The following is a 17,188-nucleotide window of genomic DNA, read 5'->3' on the forward strand; positions in this document are numbered from 1 at the left end:
GGCAAGTTATACAATAAATTTCGTTAAGTAAGAGAGGCGAGATGTGAGCAATATCACAACAGATAAAACAAAAAATATAACATCACTGCATAAACATTCTTGGCAAGATATTTTTACTGGAGCGCAAATGTTATTTGTCGCATTTGGTGCATTGGTGTTAGTTCCACTATTAACAGGGTTAAACCCAAATGTAGCTCTTTTTACTGCTGGAGTAGGTACTTTATTATTTCAATTGACAACTAAAGGTAAAGTTCCTGTATTTTTAGCTTCGTCATTTGCTTTTATTGCTCCTATCTCATTTGGTGTTGCTCAATGGGGGATTCCTGCTACTTTAGGCGGTTTAATAGCTGCGGGATTTGTATTTATGTTTTTTTCTTTTTTAGTAAAAATAAATGGTAAACATGTTATTGATAGTATCTTACCGCCAGTTGTAACTGGACCAATTATTATGGTTATTGGTTTATCATTGGCGCCTGTTACTATAGGTATGGCAATGGGTAAAAACAGTGGACTGCAAGCTGAAAATTATCAATTGATTATTATTTCAATGGTATCATTATTAACAACTTTAGTGGTTGCCATTTGGGCAAAAGGTTTTTTAAAATTATTACCTATTATTTCGGGTATTGTAGTTGGTTATACGCTCTCTTGCATGTTTGGTATTGTCAATTTCCAGCCTATTATTGACGCACCATGGTTTAAAGTTCCCGATTTCACTTTTCCTGAATTTCACTGGCAAGCCATTTTGTATATGATCCCGATTGTAATTGCGCCAACCATTGAACATGTTGGTGATATTATGGCGATTGGTTCGGTAACAGGTAAAGACTATACACGCGATCCCGGTTTACAGCGTACATTACTTGGTGATGGGCTAGCAACTTCGATGGCAGGATTTTTTGGTGGACCACCGTGTATTACTTATGCAGAAGTGATTGGTGCAGTAACGCTAACTCGCAATTTCAAAACTCGAGTAATGACATGGGCAGCTTTTTGGGCAATTTTAATGTCTTTTATCGGAAAAATTGGTGCATTTTTAAGTTCAATTCCAACTGTAGTAATGGGGGGGATTATGGTATTACTGTTTGGTTCTATTGCATCAGTGGGCATTAATATCTTAGTGAAACATAAAGTCGATCTATCTGTACCGCGTAATATGTGTATTGTTTCATTAGTTTTAGTTTTTGGTATTGGAGGGATGATCTTTGATTTTGGCTCTTATACACTGCAAGGTATTAGTTTGTGCGGTATTTTAGCTATTGTGTTAAATCTTATCTTGCCACATCAAGTCAAATCAACTAATAGCCACTAAATTAACTGCTATATCGTTGGTTATTTTTATAGCCAACGATATTTATAATATAACTGTATTAATCTATCACTCTTTTTAGCCTTTCTATTTTTTTGGTGGTAAACCTATTTTTGCATTTTTAATCAATACGGTGGTTATCAAACTTCACAGTTAGCTCAAAATCCATGTATAGAATTATGCAGTATTTATATTCAATGGATTTTTTGTTTTTATATGCTTATCGCTGTTTTTTGTCAAAAAGTTTCAGGTAAGCATGTGTTTGAGTATAAAAACACACTTATCCAAAAATAAATGTGTTTTTAATGATAAACCGTTTTATTTGATTGGACGCATGGTTGGGAATAAAATTACGTCACGAATTGTATGGCTGTTGGTAAATAGCATCACCGTACGGTCAATACCAATCCCAAGTCCTGCTGTAGGCGGTAAACCGTGCTCCAGCGCTGTAATATAATCTTCATCATAAAACATCGCTTCATCATCACCCGCATCTTTTTGTGATACTTGATCAGCAAAGCGTTGAGCTTGATCTTCAGCATCATTAAGCTCTGAGAATCCATTGCCAATTTCACGACCACCAATAAAAAACTCGAATCTGTCTGTTACAAATGGATTTTCGTCGTTACGGCGAGCAAGCGGTGATACTTCTGCTGGGTATTCGGTAATAAAAGTTGGTTGAATTAAGTTCGATTCAGCCACTTCTTCAAAAATTTCAGTCACAACACGACCAAGTCCCCAACCTTTTTCAATTTTAATGCCAATTGACTGTGCAATAGCACAAGCTTTATCAAAATCATCTAAGTCTGCATTATTGGTTTCAGGGCGGTAATGGCAAATGGCTTCACGCATGGTCATTTTGATAAATGGTTTACCAAAATCAAACGTATGTTCACCATATTGCACAACAGCATCACCTGTTACCGCAATAGCTAAACGACGGAATAATGTTTCTGTTAATACGATCAGATCTTTGTAATCAGCATAAGCCATGTACATTTCCATCATGGTAAATTCTGGATTATGTCTTGGTGATACGCCTTCATTTCGGAAGTTGCGATTAATTTCAAATACCCGCTCAAAGCCGCCTACAACTAATCGTTTTAGATAAAGTTCTGGCGCAATACGCATATACATATCTAAATCAAGCGCATTGTGATGCGTAATAAATGGTTTAGCTGATGCACCACCCGGAATTACCTGCATCATTGGTGTTTCGACTTCCATAAAGTGGTTTTCAATCATAAAGTTGCGGATTTCACTGACAACTTTGGAACGCGCTTTAAAAGTCTCTCTTGATTCTTGATTTGTGATAAGATCCAAGTAACGTTGACGGTAACGCATTTCTTGATCGGCAAGTCCATGAAACTTATCAGGTAATGGGCGAAGAGCTTTAGTTAATAAACGAATTTCTTCACAGTGGATAGAAAGCTCACCAGTTTTAGTCTTAAATAGGTAACCTTTAGCGCCGACAATATCTCCCAAATCCCATTTTTTAAATTGCTCGTTATAAAAACCTTCAGGGAGATCATCACGAGTAACATAAAGTTGGATTTGTCCAGCAACATCTTGTAGAGAAACAAACGAAGCTTTACCCATTATACGACGCATCATCATACGGCCAGCCACAGTTACAATAATTTTCTTTTCAATCAGTTCTTCGTTAGTTTTATCGCCATATTGTTTATGGAGATCACTAGAAATCGCATCACGGCGAAAATCATTAGGGAAAGCAATACCTTGTTCGCGAAGATGAGCGAGCTTTTCGCGACGTACTTTTAGTTCATTATTTAACTCTTCAATTTGGTTTTGTTGATCTTGCTGCTCTGTTGACATAGTTTTACCTTTTATTTATAACCAAGCGGTTTATAAACCTGCTTTTAAGCTTTCTTCAATAAATTGATCTAAATCGCCATCTAATACGGCCTGTGTATTACGAGTTTCAACGCCAGTACGCAAATCCTTGATACGCGAATCATCAAGTACGTAAGAGCGAATTTGGCTTCCCCAACCAATATCAGATTTAGTCTCTTCCATTTGTTGTTTTTCAGCATTCTTTTTTTGCATCTCAAGCTCATACAGTTTTGCTTTTAACTGTTTCATTGCTTGATCTTTATTGCTGTGTTGTGAACGGTTATTTTGACATTGAGTAACAATACCCGTAGGAATATGAGTGATTCGTACAGCAGACTCAGTTTTATTTACATGTTGACCACCAGCGCCTGACGCACGGTATACATCGATACGGAGATCGGCAGGGTTAATGTCGATATCAATATCATCATCAATTTCAGGATAAACAAATACAGAAGCAAACGAGGTATGGCGTCGATTGCCTGAGTCAAATGGACTTTTGCGAACTAGGCGGTGTACTCCAGTTTCTGTGCGTAACCAACCGTAAGCATAATCACCCGATACTTTAATCGTTGCCGATTTGATACCAGCAACATCACCATCCGATACTTCCATCACTTCAGTTGCAAAACCTTTTGATTCAGCCCAGCGTAAATACATCCTAAGTAACATTTCTGCCCAATCTTGTGCTTCAGTTCCCCCTGAGCCTGATTGGATATCTAAATAACAATCTGCACTATCATATTTACCAGAAAACATTCGTCGGAATTCAAGTCCAGCCAGTTTTTTCTCTAACTGTTCAAGTTCAAAATTAGTTTCATCGAAAGTATCTTGATCTTCAGCTTCAATAGCAAGTTCAAGCAAGCCTTCAACATCGTCAAGACCTTGAGTTAATGAATGAATGGTATTGATTATTTCATCAAGTGCAACGCGTTCTTTACCTAACGCTTGTGCTTTTTCTGGATCGGCCCATACTTCGGATTGCTCTAGCTCGGCATTGACTTCTTCGAGCCGTTCTTTTTTTAGATCATAGTCAAAGATACCCCCGAATCACGGCTGTGCGTTCGGTAAGTTCTGCTATCTTTAATTTAACTGGATTAATTTCAAACATGATTTAAATGGAGTTGCTCTGTTTTATGATTTATTAAACAAGCGTCCATTGTAGCGGATTTGGGCATAATTTAGCAATTGCCAATTACTATTTTTGACTTTGACTCAGTAAATAAAGCATTGCTCAAAAAGAAAAGATGGCGCACTAGGCGCCACTTTTTAAGATGAAAAGGATATGAGTACAATCGAGTTATTTTTTTGCTTCAGCGTATAGCTCAGCAACTTTATCCCAATTAACTACATTCCAAAATGCACCAATGTAATCAACACGGCGATTTTGATATTTCAAATAATAAGCATGTTCCCAAACATCTAGTGTTAAAATCGGCGTACCAGAAACACCAGCAAATTTTTCGCCCATTATCGGTGAATCTTGATTGGCTGTAGAAACGACTTCAAGTTTACCATTTTGTAATACTAACCAAGCCCAACCTGAACCAAATCGAGTTGCTGCCGCTGCTGCAAATTTTTCTTTAAATGCATCAACTGAACCAAAATCTTTTTCGATGGCCGCTTTTAGGTCGCCTTTTAGTTCAGTACCAACTTTTAATAGTTCCCAGAAAAGAGTGTGATTAACATGACCACCTACGTTATTTTTAATACCCGTAATTTTGTCAGCAGGTACTTTATCTAAATTTTTTAACAAAGTGCTAGGGCAAAGTTCTTTTAATTCAGCTGGCAAAGTTTCAAGAATGGCATTTGCATTGTTCACATAGGTTTGATGATGTTTATCGTGATGCAGATGCATAGTTTCAGAATCAATATAAGGTTCTAATGCATCATAAGCATAAGGTAATGGAGGTAAAGTATAAGCCATGAAATTTGCTCCTTTCATATATTAGGTATTATTAACTACTTTATTTCATGAGTATACGGGCTATTAGTATAGCTCTCAAACTATCACTTAGATAGCTAGTGACTATCTGTTATCAGAATGACTATTGCTTTTTCAATTCGTCTTCATTATTTGCTATAAATGGGGTATACATCATAATTGCGTGGTTTTCGCTGATGAGCTTTTCTTCAACATGGTTATCAATTAAATGTGTTTTACGTTGCCATATTTTATTATGTCTGGTATAACCTCCCCACCATTGTTGTTCAATACGATGATCGGTTTCTAGGATTTCATAATGATTACTTAAGGGGGTATCAGCAAGTAATTCGCCATGTAAATATTGATCATCAAGCCAAAGATTAAGCCGGTAAGTGCTATTGGTTTTATTGATTAACTGTAAATCTACATAGTTATAAGATAAGGTGGCGCCACAAGCAAAAGGAATCGTTCGATTAATATCGGGAAAAACATCAAAACTATGACGCCAACGTTCTATGATTGTAAGATCGGAGTGTAATACAATCCAATAAATCAAATTACCTAATTGGCATAATCCTCCACCAATATCTTTGCCTATCTGTCCATTATGTAATGATAGTCCTTCTAAAAATCCCCTTTTTTTGGATGGGCGTCCTACTTTTTGCCAGATCGAAAAACGTTGATTAGGCTTAATGATTGAACCATTAAGTTTTTCAATTGCTAATCTAAGATTAGTGATTTTGTTATATTGTAAATACATATCAACATCTTTTAGTTGTCTTAATAAAACAGACTGATGTTTTTTGTGTGAATAACAACATGTATTATTATTTATGTCGACAGTGCAATATGCGTTACGATGTCGCCACCAATCAAATTTTCGTTTTAAGATAAAATATTCTTTGCCTAATTTTAGCCTTAATTTACTGCGTTTTATCGGTTTATCGATAATAATATCCTGCATATTTTCCATTCCCTTATCGACAAGATATAATCAGTTATTTTTCTAAAGGTGACAGATAGCGTTGGCTTAACTTGTCGAGAAAAGTGAAAAGTTTTTGATTCATTTCAGTGTAATCATGAGAGCGAAGCTTATCAGGTGTATCGACAAAGCGGTATTTTTCTGCTTGGCTAAGTTCCTTTTGTGAATGGGTAATTAATAATTCGACTACTTCAGGTGTTAACTCCATATGGCATTGGAAACCATAAACAAATTTACTGTATGCAATGATTTGACGAGGACACCCTTCACTATACGCAATAATTTGAGCATCTTTGGTTAAACCTGGCATATCATTGTGCCAATGACCGACTTCTAATGTACTACCAAAATCAGTAAACAAAGGATTTGTTTTACCGATTTGAGTTAACATAATAGGGAATTTGCCAATTTCTTTTTCTGGGCTGTTGCTATAATTTGCCCCTAGAGCTTCGCCGATTAATTGTGAACCAAGACATACACCAATGACTACTCTCTCTGCTTTTATTGCTGATAAAATAATGGCTTGTTCTGCTTTAGAATCAAAATGAGCACATTCTTGTTTGGTCGTTGATGGTGACTGTGGACCGCCCATAACAATAAGAAAGTCGATATCATCAATGCTATTAGGAAGTGGTTCATTAAGGTAAACGCGAGAATAAGTTATAGTGTGATGATTATTTATCGCCCATTGTTCATAAGCTCCGGGCGCTTCAAAATCCTCATGAATAATAAAATGTATATGCATTAATAACTCCTCCTTGTCTATAAATATCATTATTAACATTATGATTTGATAAAATTTATATCAAAGGATATAAATTTATTTTTGAGTTATTATGAATAATTTATTTGCAATTGCAATACAGAATTTTGAACTAACACGATAAAAAATAGGTAAAAAGAAATTACTTAAAATATGAAACAACAGGGAAAGATAAATATGAAAATCTGAAAGTTGGCTCCTCCAACAGGACTTGAACCTGTGACATACGGATTAACAGTCCGCCGTTCTACCGACTGAACTATGGAGGAACCGAAATGTAGCGCGCATATTATAGATTTAATGGCGCTATGTCAATAGTTAAATTATTTTAAATGTTTTTTTGTGTAAAATTTCCACCTTTTATTATCATTCAAGTGTTAGGATTGTCTTGAATAAATGGCGTTGTCTAAGTAATTGCTGTGGGTGCGATCCTAGTTCATGTTGTGGAATAATCTGATTTAGATCGCGATAATAATCAACCCAATAAGATAAAATCTCATTTGTCGCTAAATCTTTAAAATTCATTGGATATAATGCGAAATAATTATTACCTTGCTCAGTTTTAAAGGCATAAGTAATTAGTTCACTGCAATAAAACCCATCTGCATTGGGATGAAAGCTGTGATTGTAAGGTGAACCCAAGCATTTCTTTACCCGTCTTAATGCATTTTGAATAACAACTAAATCATGGATTCTACCAATGATATTGTGCTTAGCTGCACAAATAAAATTAGTAAACGATTGTTCAATCACGCCATAGTTTTGCGTTGCTTCAATAACGGTATTATTTCCAATATATAAACCAACATGATTAATACTTTTGGTTATTTCATCTATCTTTGACAATGCACCTGAAAGGCTTACAGCGCCATTAAAAGCATTATTTTTTTTTAGGCTTTGGAAGATAATATCTCCACATTGGATATTATTGTTTTTTAGCACGATAGCGCCATAGCGAAAACATTACACAAGTTGCAATAATAAATTTAAGCGCATCCACACCAACAAATGGCAGATAACCCACTTTTAAAGCATCAATTAGCGTGATGTGTAAATAGCCCATTAAATAGACAACGCCAAATACAAATAACAATTGATGCGCACAAGCGAATGCAATTAAACCTAAAATAAAGTGACGATCATAACCTCTTTCTGCTGCAAACCCTGCTAAATAGGCACTAAATACATAGCCATATAAGTAACCTGAAGATGGTGATGCTAACGCCATAATTCCACCACTACCATTGGCAAATAGCGGTAACCCAATTGCACCTAAAATAAGGTATTGGAGTATTGCTAATGCACCTAGTTTACGACCTAAAAAAGCACCAGTTAACAATACAGCCAATGATTGTAATGTAAATGGAACAGGGTAAGTTGGAATACTAATGTTAGCGGCTAATCCTAAAAGTAATGCTGCACTTGTTGTGGTTAATAATTTACGTTGCCAAGAAGATAAATTTACAAGTGTAGTGATAAATGTTGGATAATACGAAGTCGGTTGAAGTTTCATTATTTTCTACCTTTTATATAAATAGTAGAACTATAATAGCGCAATTATTATTGTTGTAAACTTTTTTGTTTTTAATTTGTTTACATTGGAGTGGAATATAGGATATTTTTATCACACTCTAAAATAAAGAGTGTGATAATTAAAATAATTTGTTACTTAAACTAAGTAAGGATTACTAACTCGTTCATGACCAAAACTAGACATAGGTCCGTGGCCTGGTACAAAAATAAAGTCATCCCCAAGTGGTAATAATTTATTAGTGATTGATGAAATTAAATCGGCATGGTTGCCTCGTGGAAAATCAGTTCTTCCTATACTACTTTTAAATAATACATCGCCGACAAAAGCCAGCTTATCCAAATGGTTAATAAAAACAATATGTCCCGGAGTGTGACCCGGGCAAAAAAGTACATCAAGGCTAATATTACCAACTTGAATCTGCTCACCTTCTTTTAACCAACGATCAGGCAAAAAGCTATCAGTATAAGGAAAACCGAATTGTGTACTTTGTTGTGGTAAACTTGTTAATAGAAATTCATCTTCTTGGCTTGGTCCAATAATCTTCACATCATAATGTTTAGCCAATATAGTTGCAGCACCGACATGATCCAAATGTCCATGGGTTAATAAAATCTGCTTAATATTAACGCCTAGCTTTTCAACCGCTTTTATAAGCAGTTCGGGTTCACCTCCGGGATCAATAAATGCACCTTCCATGGTTTGATCGCACCAAATGATGCTACAATTTTCTTGGAAAGCTGTAACTGGGATGATTTGGTACTGGAACATAGATTTATCTCCTTATTTCTTGCTGATGATTGGTTAGATTTTGTCCGTCTTCTTTTTTTAATTGTGCAAAAATAATGCTTGATAAAACGGTAATCATACCAAGTATAACAAATGTTAACTGAAATGAGTGAATAGTACTTGTTGTGGTGCTAATTAAGCGTAATAAAACAGCACCCAATCCGGTACCAAAACTAATTGCTAATTGTTGATTTACTGCCATTAAGCTATTGCCACTACTTGTATTGTCGTTTTCTAGATTAGCTAAGGTTATGCTATTCATGGACGTGTATTGCATGGAGTTGATTCCACCGATACAAAATAGCAATAAACTGATAAGAATAAGTGGTGTCGATAAATTTAATACGGACATTAAAATAATCATTATGCCAGCTAAAATTGTATTAGTAACTAGTACGAAACGGTAACCTAAACGTGCTAAAATACGTGGAATAAAGATTCGAGTACAAATTGAAGCAATGGCCATTGGCATCAACATAATGCCGGCAAAAATAGCTGAATAACCAAATCCCACTTGTAATAATAGTGGAATAAGAAAAGGCACTCCTGATATACCTAATCGGCAAATTAAATTTCCGATAATTCCTATTTTGAACGTACGGATTTTAAATAGCGATAGTGGGAATAATGGAGTTTGTTTCTTTTTTGCATATTCACGATAAATAAATAAAAAAAGTAGACTAATTGTCGCAAGTAGTAATGGACAATAATATGTCTGATTTTGGTTTAAAATCTCTACACTCAAAGTGGCGCTAATAAAGCTAATAACAATAAATATAAAGCCTAATAGATCAAAAGGCATGTGTTGGCCTTTTAAGTTAGGCATGTATTTCCAACTAATTATTATACCTAAAATACCAATGGGTAAATTAATAAAAAACACCCAGTGCCAACTTACCATATCAACTAGATATCCTCCCAATACTGGCCCTAAAACGGGACCAATTAATCCAGGAATCGTGGCTGTATTTAACGCAGCTAAAAAATCACTACGCTTAAAAGATTTTATCAATACTAAACGTGATATAGGCACCATCATCGAGCCACCAACACCTTGGATCACTCGTGATATATCTAAAAAAATTAATGAATTAGATAAAGCGCAAAGTAATGAGCCCAGTGTGAATAGTGAAACGGCCATGACAAAAATATTTCTAGTGCCAAATTTATCTGATAAAAAACCACTAACAGGAATAAATAATGCAAGGGTCAAAGCATAACTTATCACGGCTGATTGCATATTTAATGGGGACTCATTGAGGTCGTTAGCCATAGTGGGGAGAGCTGTATTTAATATCGAGGTATCAAGTGATTGCATAAAGAATGCAAACGCCGCAATCCACGGTAATATACGATAGACAAACGGTGGTAACTGTAATTCGCTATTCATTTTAATTTGGCCTAAAATTAATTTAAATGCTAGTGGAGCGGTTGGATATAAGCTCAGAAAATTAAGCTCTCTTACTTAGAGTTGATTAAGAAAGAGAGCTGATGAATGCTATTTTACAATATTATTTGTTAATGATTGGATTTTTTCTTATTCTTTACTGGTTTACCTTGCCAATAACCAGCCAGTAATGAACCTGAAATATTGTGCCAAACAGAAAATACTGCAGCAGGTAGAGCTGATAAAGCTGAAAAGTAGGTGGTGCCTAAAGTAGCTGCAAGGGCAGAGTTTTGCATTCCTACTTCAAGTGACATGGTTCTGCAGGTTGATTCATCAAAACCAAATAAACGTCCTCCCCAGTAACCACCAAGCAATCCTAACGCATTATGAATCACAACTGCAAAAATAACAGTGCCCCCCACTTGGCCAATTTGAGTATGGCTACCTGCTACTACAATACAAATAATTAATAAAATACAAATCATTGATAAAAGTGGTAAAAATTGCTCACATTTTTTAACAATAGCATTTAAGAAATGGTGAACAATTAATCCTAATATAATCGGTATTAGTACAATCTGTACAATATGTACAAGCATTCCCCAAACAGGGACTTCAACTGTTGTTCCAACTAATAGTAGTGTTATCAGTGGTGTTATAACTACCCCCACAAGTGTCGAAACAGATGAAATTGTAACAGACAATGCAACATCACCTTTGGCAAGATAAATCATCACATTTGATGCTGTTCCGCTAGCTACGCTTCCAACTAACACCATGCCAACCAATAGTTCTGGTCTCATTGTAAACAGTTTTGATAAAATTAGAGCAGTTAACGGCATAACAATGTAATGTAACAAAGTACAAATAACCACCGCTTTAGGTTTGGTGACTACACGTCTAAAATCATCAATACTTAATGTAACTCCCATGGTGAACATCACAAACATGAGTAATTGTGATGTATAGGGACGTATAGGTGTAAAAGTATCAGGAGAAAAATAGGCCATAACCGCACACAAAACTGCCCACAAAGGAAATAATCGGGTGAGGGAGGAAATAGATTGAGCAAATAGTTGATTCAATTGTCTAGCCATATAAACCTACTGTCGTTGGTTTACTAAAATAACTTCATAATAATAGTAAATTTATTTTAGTTGCTTGTTAAATTTTTATTCTATTGATTCCACTAAATAGCGTCAAGGTATTTGTTAAAATCGTGTTAAGTATGTGTTCTGGTGATTCAGTGCGTAATTGTGTCAATATTTTAAAAACCTCAGTGATATATTCAGGGCGATTTGCTTGACCTTGACGCCCACTTAATGGCATGTCGGGCGCATCTGTTTCAAGTACTAGGCTGCTAAGTGGTAATTGAGCAATTGTATTGCGAGTTTTATTCGCACGTTCATAACTAATTACGCCACCTACACCAATATAATAACCCAGCTTAACAAATTGCATGGCTTGTTGATAGCTACCTGAAAATCCATGTATGACGCCACGACAAGGTAAATTGGCCTTGTGTAATTCACGGTACATAATATCGTGCGCTTTGCGTGAATGTATTAAAACGGGCAAATCAAACTGTTTGGCAATTGTTAATTGCGACCTAAAAAATAATAATTGTTGTTGCCAATCGATACTTAAATCGTAGCGATCGAGCCCGATTTCACCAATGGCAACTAATTTTTTAGGTTTTGTTTTAACAATATTGGTTAATAGTTCTAAATCAGCCATAGTATGTTGATAGATAGGATGCAACCCCAAAGCGGCATAAAGTTCATGGTATTTATTCGTAAGTTGTAAAACAGCATCAAAATAGTTAGCACTAACTGCGGGTATAATTAACCCAACGATATTCGCTTGGCGAATCTTATTTATTGAATCAGCAAGAAAATCACTAAAAGGTGGAAAATCAAAATGACAATGTGTATCAATAAACATAATGCTAATGCCTCTTATTCTGCCGTTGTTTGATGTAATAAAATTGGCAATAAAAATCGCTCAGCAGTAAATATAATTTGTTCAATCAGTGTATCGGTTAACTCAGGATAAAGACGAGTATAATAACTGTCACACTCGGCGGATTGGTTAAATCCGCCTTGCCATGAATTTAAAAGTTGATTGATAGCTCTTTCACTAGCGATAATCTGACCTGTTTTTTTATCATAAGCTGTAATTAACCAACTCCACGAACTTTTTAATGGCATTAATAATGGTTCATTGATACCTTGCAGATAGCCTTCAACTAAATTAGTTAATATGGCTAAAGCCTGATCTGCATTTAAATGTGAAAATCGCCATTCATTATCGTCCCGACCATACATACGACTTTGACTATCAATTTTATCAGGATTTAAAATGCAATAAATCAAATGATCAATCCACAACGAAATACCATCGCGAATCGAAAGCTTTGACGGTCGCCATGTCAATATACCATCGTCTTGAATGTGAGTTAACCAACCTTGTAATTGGTAATGTTGATCATTAGATGAAATGGTTAAATTAACTTCTTGCGTTGTCATAACTAAACGTTCTTGCTCAACTTTATTGGCCAAAGGTTGCAGTGATTCAAGTTGATTATCATAAATAATTTCACCAAACGCACCATCTGGTAAGTCACCTGTTAACGCTAATCGTTGATAGAAATCATCTGATTGTTGCGATCTATTGGCAATTAATTCATTTAAAATCTGTAAGTTTAATTGATAGCGCTTTAAGCTATCAAGATTAAAGTTTTCGGCATCTGGTAAGGTATCATCCAGATAATTTATATAAAAATTAAACCGTTTTTGTAAAAATAGCCTAATAGAGTGCTGGTAAAATCGTTTTAATTCATCAAGATTAATATTATCTATACTAATAATTGGTATTTCACTAATAAATAACTGACTTTCACCTTGTTGCAATGCTGCAGGTAACCACTCATCGGCATAGCTTTTGGGTTCTTGTAAAAAATTTTGGGGATTAAACGGTGTGCGTGTATGGTTTACACGTAAAAAATCTAAGCTATTTGTAGTGCCATCTGTATTATTTTTAGCCTTGCCATAATATTGGCCAATATATTCCCAAAACTCATCAACAAGTATAGAAGGATAACGTTCACTATTATCTTTCATATCGCGACCAATATAACTGATATACAACTGTTTTTGCGCAGATAAAATTGCTTCTAAAAAAAGGTAACGATCATCTGTGCGACGGCTACGATCCCCTCGTCTTGGATGTTGTGCGATTAAATCAAAATCAAGTGGAAGAGACGTTCTTGGATAATCGCCGTCATTCATACCAAGTAAACAAACAACTTTAAATGGAATAGAACGCATTGGCATCATGGTACAAAAATTTATCTTACCAACTAAAAAACGATGCGCTAAATGATTTTGCTCTAAGCGTGATTGCATAGCATCATGTAGAATAGTGATAGAAATATTATCTGTATAACAAGCCGATAATCCACTATTAATCAGTTCTTGCCATTCTTCTTCGATCATCAATAAAATGGATTCACGTTGAACATTACTTACAAAAAAGTCATTGATTAATTCAAGGCAACAAGGTTGCCAATTAATTAGCGGTTTTTCTTCATTTAAGATAGCAAACCACTTACTTACAACTTTAATAAATTCGGCTAATTGGCCTATTAATTCGGCATCTAAACCTGTTGCACCCTCATAAGGTAATATTTGTTGCCAACCGCCTTGTTCACTGTTCATCGTGTAACCGAGTAATAACCGCTCAAGCCCAAATAACCAACTATGTGCACTATCAAGTCCAAAACGAATGCCTGACTCAACAATCCAAGTTCGCAACAAGGTTAATTGAGATTCGTTAATAGCGAATTTTTCGGCAATAGCAGGGATTTCAAGTAAATTAAATAGTTCTTCTGCTTTAAATCGACTATTTGGAAAATTTAAAATGGCAAAAAAGCCTTGAACGATAGGATCGATATTTCGTGCTTTTTGATCTGAAATAGTAAAAGGTAAATAGCGCTTTTCAACAGCATTACCAAAGACGGCTCGAATATAAGGAACATACTTATCAATATCTGATACCATAACTATGCAATCGCGCAACTCCAGCGTAGGATCTGCATCAAAAACCGATAGCAGGTAGTCATACAATACCTCAACTTCACGTTGTTCACTATGGCAGGCATGAAACGAAATCGACTTATCTGTTACGGCAAAAGTTTTATTATCAAAATCGGTTTGATACAGTTCTAAAATATCTTGCTGAATAGCATGTAATAGACAAGAACGATCCTGATCGGCAAACGCTTCAATATCTTGCTTATTATTAAATTCTTGTAACAAAAATAGATTATCACGCCCAAGTTTTCCCCATGAGGTTAACAGAGGATTGGGTATTTTATCGGGTGTATTTAATATATCTGACAACTGTTTTTCAGCAATATCGCCCCAATACCATTTACACGGATTATTAAACATTAAATGGACATCAATATGTTGGCCAAGTGCTGAAAGTAGCGAAAGATAAATAGGAGGAAGAGAAGTAATACCAAAAATAAAAATACGGTTAGGTAATGCATCTAAACGTGAACGTTCAAAGTTATTATTTAATAACATTTCAAGCATTTGTTGATAAATATTAGCGCGATGATAAGGTTGGCTAATTGATATTAGTTTTCGCCACAACTCCGCTTGCCACGTTTCATCAGAATGATGATTCAATTCGGCAACAGTCTGGTTTGCCTCCCATTTTGCTAGCCAATCTGGACGGTAAACTAAATATTGGTCAAATAATCGTGCAATACGCGTTGCAAGCTGATACCGTTTTTTATCTTGCTTATCAATATCAAGATAATGTTTAAGCGCGCTAAACTCAGGTTGTTTAATAACTTGAGGTAACAAATAATACAAACGCCAACTCATTGATTCAACATTAAAGCTATTTTCAATTGGCGCCTCTGGTAACAAGACTTGATAAAGTTGCCAAATAAACTGAGTTGGAAAAAGAAAATCAACATTAGCCACGATACCAAGTTCATCCGCTAACGCAATTTGCAACCATTGTGCCATACCTTGGCTTTGCACCATGACTATATCAGGTGTAAACACCTCCTCTAATGGTTGCCTGCGCATCAATTCACTCAATAATGTTTTGAGTAAATCGACTTGATTTGAATGATAAATGGTAAACATAACAACACTAATTATTAGTAAGATTGGGTTAAGATTATCGCTGATCGTTATTAATAAATCTAGTTGCTATTCTAGTATCAATTTTATAAGTAAGATAGCCATTAACGAGTAATAATGAATGGGGAGGTTATCTTTGATGGTAATTTTTTAAATGGCATAATGACATTTGAAGGAATACGATTCCGAATGAGAACGGGTATTCCTTGGCGAAATTAATCAACTATATTTGGTTAATGGAATACAGTCTATAGACGTTTTAATTTATGGTCTAGAAAAGGCATATTAATATATTATCAAAAAATTATTAAGTATAGCTAATCTCGAATGGGCTTTCCTCGATGATTCTATTATGTGAGCGCATCAACATAGCTCAAAATTCACCAACTCAGCATTAAGAACAGATAGGAAAAAACTATGGAGGAAACTCAACTAAAATCCACCTTTCTGTTAATAGCATGGATTGATATATGTATAAATATCGCCATTTAATTAAAAATACGTTTGACATAATTAAGCAGTATCGTTCAATATCAAAAAGATATGATAAATTAGAAAGCAATTATGCCTGCATGTTATTGCTGGCATTTATACTTATGTGGCTACCAATGTATTATTGATTAATATATGAACACAAAAGATCAACAGACCCTAATAGCGAAATTGCTAAATTAAAGCAATTAGTTTGGAAAATAATTTATGATAAGGCACTTAAATTGAAAATTGGCCAATTACAAACCATCAAAGATTTTAATCTTTCATCGTCTGCCGTGAAATGGAAACAAAATTCCTTATCAAGAAATGGTCATTTTACCAGTTTCTATTTTTAACTCACAATTGCTGACAACGCTTGATAAACAATGGTGAATTAAAATAATATTAAACTCTTAACTGGTCCAAAACTTTTACGGTATAAATGATTAATACCATGTTCCTTTATTGCAGCTAAATGCGCTTTAGTTGGATAACCTTTGTGTTTAGCAAGTCCATACTGTGGATATAATTTATCAAGCTCAACCATTTCACGATCGCGTGTAACTTTAGCTAAAATAGACGCAGCACTGATTTCTGGCACTAATAAATCGCCTTTAACTACAGCTTGTGTTTGTATACCAAAATCGGGGCAACGATTGCCGTCAACTAATACAAAATCGGGGTTAATAGGTAATTTAGATACAGCTCGCTGCATAGCAAGCATGGAAGCATGTAATATATTTAATTTATCAATTTCGTCCACAGATGCTCTTGCAACACTCCAAGCTAAAGCATCTTGTTTGATAATATCAAATAGATGTTCTCGTTTTTTTTTGGTTAGTTTTTTAGAATCAGTTAAGCCTTTAATGGGCTTGTTAGGATCTAAAATAACTGCAGCCGTAACAACATCGCCACAAAGTGGACCTCGTCCAACTTCGTCGACACCAGCAATTAATGTAGCATCGGGGTAAGTAAATTCTAACAACAAGGTAAATCCTCTAACATTA

General features: G+C 35.1%; 14 protein-coding genes, 1 tRNA gene and 1 pseudogene. 2 read left to right on the forward strand and 14 right to left on the reverse strand.

Annotated features, from left to right (window positions below):
* Positions 1 to 52 precede the first annotated feature (52 nt).
* Positions 53 to 1,312: a uracil-xanthine permease family protein gene (locus tag ACGH6S_RS04060; RefSeq protein WP_411578422.1), complete on the forward strand. Its 1,260-nt coding sequence runs from the start codon at positions 53 to 55 to the stop codon at positions 1,310 to 1,312.
* Between the two features lie 315 nt (positions 1,313 to 1,627).
* Here ACGH6S_RS04060 and lysS read toward each other — a convergent pair whose 3' ends face one another.
* The 13 genes from lysS to recC form a co-directional block, all read right to left on the reverse strand.
* Positions 1,628 to 3,145, reverse strand: a complete 1,518-nt coding sequence (lysS, locus tag ACGH6S_RS04065) for a lysine--tRNA ligase (RefSeq protein WP_065561673.1) — start codon at positions 3,143 to 3,145, stop codon at positions 1,628 to 1,630.
* A 30-nt stretch (positions 3,146 to 3,175) separates the two neighbouring features.
* Positions 3,176 to 4,274, reverse strand: a protein-coding gene (prfB, locus tag ACGH6S_RS04070; RefSeq protein ID WP_174799264.1) for a peptide chain release factor 2 whose coding sequence is annotated in 2 segments (ribosomal slippage) — positions 3,176 to 4,198 and positions 4,200 to 4,274 — 1,098 coding nt in all. Because the reading frame shifts where the segments join, the coding sequence is not laid out codon by codon here.
* A gap of 189 nt (positions 4,275 to 4,463) precedes the next feature.
* Complete coding sequence (locus tag ACGH6S_RS04075; protein WP_065561675.1) at positions 4,464 to 5,090, reverse strand: Fe-Mn family superoxide dismutase; 627 nt, start codon at positions 5,088 to 5,090, stop codon at positions 4,464 to 4,466.
* A 121-nt stretch (positions 5,091 to 5,211) separates the two neighbouring features.
* A complete protein-coding gene (locus ACGH6S_RS04080; RefSeq protein WP_218055910.1) occupies positions 5,212 to 6,063 on the reverse strand; it encodes a VanW family protein in 852 nt (283 codons plus the stop codon).
* A 25-nt stretch (positions 6,064 to 6,088) separates the two neighbouring features.
* Positions 6,089 to 6,817: a type 1 glutamine amidotransferase gene (locus ACGH6S_RS04085; protein WP_174799266.1), complete on the reverse strand. Its 729-nt coding sequence runs from the start codon at positions 6,815 to 6,817 to the stop codon at positions 6,089 to 6,091.
* 211 nt (positions 6,818 to 7,028) lie between these two features.
* Positions 7,029 to 7,104: transfer RNA gene (locus ACGH6S_RS04090), tRNA-Asn, on the reverse strand.
* 97 nt (positions 7,105 to 7,201) lie between these two features.
* Positions 7,202 to 7,777 carry a YiiX/YebB-like N1pC/P60 family cysteine hydrolase gene (locus tag ACGH6S_RS04095; protein WP_174799267.1) on the reverse strand — a complete coding sequence of 192 codons (576 nt, stop codon included), beginning with the start codon at positions 7,775 to 7,777 and terminating at the stop codon, positions 7,202 to 7,204.
* Positions 7,761 to 8,348 carry a biotin transporter BioY gene (locus tag ACGH6S_RS04100; RefSeq protein ID WP_174799268.1) on the reverse strand — a complete coding sequence of 196 codons (588 nt, stop codon included), beginning with the start codon at positions 8,346 to 8,348 and terminating at the stop codon, positions 7,761 to 7,763. The genes ACGH6S_RS04095 and ACGH6S_RS04100 overlap by 17 nt, the downstream gene beginning before the upstream one ends.
* Positions 8,349 to 8,504: 156 nt before the next feature.
* A complete protein-coding gene (locus ACGH6S_RS04105; protein ID WP_065561679.1) occupies positions 8,505 to 9,137 on the reverse strand; it encodes an MBL fold metallo-hydrolase in 633 nt (210 codons plus the stop codon).
* A gap of 4 nt (positions 9,138 to 9,141) precedes the next feature.
* Positions 9,142 to 10,545 (reverse strand): DHA2 family efflux MFS transporter permease subunit, encoded by a 1,404-nt coding sequence (locus ACGH6S_RS04110; protein WP_174799269.1) that lies wholly within the window; start codon positions 10,543 to 10,545, stop codon positions 9,142 to 9,144.
* Positions 10,546 to 10,673: 128 nt separating this feature from the next.
* Positions 10,674 to 11,639: a ketopantoate/pantoate/pantothenate transporter PanS gene (gene panS / locus ACGH6S_RS04115; RefSeq protein WP_174799270.1), complete on the reverse strand. Its 966-nt coding sequence runs from the start codon at positions 11,637 to 11,639 to the stop codon at positions 10,674 to 10,676.
* A gap of 67 nt (positions 11,640 to 11,706) precedes the next feature.
* Positions 11,707 to 12,486 (reverse strand): TatD family hydrolase, encoded by a 780-nt coding sequence (locus ACGH6S_RS04120; protein ID WP_411578417.1) that lies wholly within the window; start codon positions 12,484 to 12,486, stop codon positions 11,707 to 11,709.
* A gap of 14 nt (positions 12,487 to 12,500) precedes the next feature.
* A complete protein-coding gene (gene recC, locus ACGH6S_RS04125) occupies positions 12,501 to 15,710 on the reverse strand; it encodes an exodeoxyribonuclease V subunit gamma (protein ID WP_174799272.1) in 3,210 nt (1,069 codons plus the stop codon).
* Positions 15,711 to 15,869: 159 nt separating this feature from the next.
* On the opposite strand from recC, the pseudogene ACGH6S_RS04130 reads away from it, so the two are divergent.
* Positions 15,870 to 16,327: pseudogene (locus tag ACGH6S_RS04130) on the forward strand (transposase); the annotation flags it as partial.
* A gap of 248 nt (positions 16,328 to 16,575) precedes the next feature.
* Here ACGH6S_RS04130 and rnhB read toward each other — a convergent pair.
* Entirely contained in the window at positions 16,576 to 17,166 is a 591-nt protein-coding gene (gene rnhB / locus ACGH6S_RS04135; RefSeq protein ID WP_174799273.1) for a ribonuclease HII, read from the reverse strand.
* Positions 17,167 to 17,188 lie beyond the last annotated feature (22 nt).

Origin of the sequence: Gilliamella sp. BG3 (assembly GCF_046635605.1) — a bacterium.
Taxonomy (GTDB): domain Bacteria; phylum Pseudomonadota; class Gammaproteobacteria; order Enterobacterales; family Orbaceae; genus Gilliamella; species Gilliamella bombi.

Excerpts from the sequence above, each read along its gene's own strand:
- lysS (WP_065561673.1), bottom strand. The coding sequence starts at position 3,145 with ATGTCAACAGAGCAGCAAGATCAACAAAACCAAATTGAAGAGTTAAAT.
- ACGH6S_RS04075 (WP_065561675.1), bottom strand. The coding sequence starts at position 5,090 with ATGGCTTATACTTTACCTCCATTACCTTATGCTTATGATGCATTAGAA.
- ACGH6S_RS04080 (WP_218055910.1), bottom strand. The coding sequence starts at position 6,063 with ATGGAAAATATGCAGGATATTATTATCGATAAACCGATAAAACGCAGT.
- ACGH6S_RS04085 (WP_174799266.1), bottom strand. The coding sequence starts at position 6,817 with ATGCATATACATTTTATTATTCATGAGGATTTTGAAGCGCCCGGAGCT.
- ACGH6S_RS04100 (WP_174799268.1), bottom strand. The coding sequence starts at position 8,348 with ATGAAACTTCAACCGACTTCGTATTATCCAACATTTATCACTACACTT.
- ACGH6S_RS04105 (WP_065561679.1), bottom strand. The coding sequence starts at position 9,137 with ATGTTCCAGTACCAAATCATCCCAGTTACAGCTTTCCAAGAAAATTGT.
- ACGH6S_RS04110 (WP_174799269.1), bottom strand. The coding sequence starts at position 10,545 with ATGAATAGCGAATTACAGTTACCACCGTTTGTCTATCGTATATTACCG.
- panS (WP_174799270.1), bottom strand. The coding sequence starts at position 11,639 with ATGGCTAGACAATTGAATCAACTATTTGCTCAATCTATTTCCTCCCTC.
- ACGH6S_RS04120 (WP_411578417.1), bottom strand. The coding sequence starts at position 12,486 with ATGTTTATTGATACACATTGTCATTTTGATTTTCCACCTTTTAGTGAT.
- recC (WP_174799272.1), bottom strand. The coding sequence starts at position 15,710 with ATGTTTACCATTTATCATTCAAATCAAGTCGATTTACTCAAAACATTA.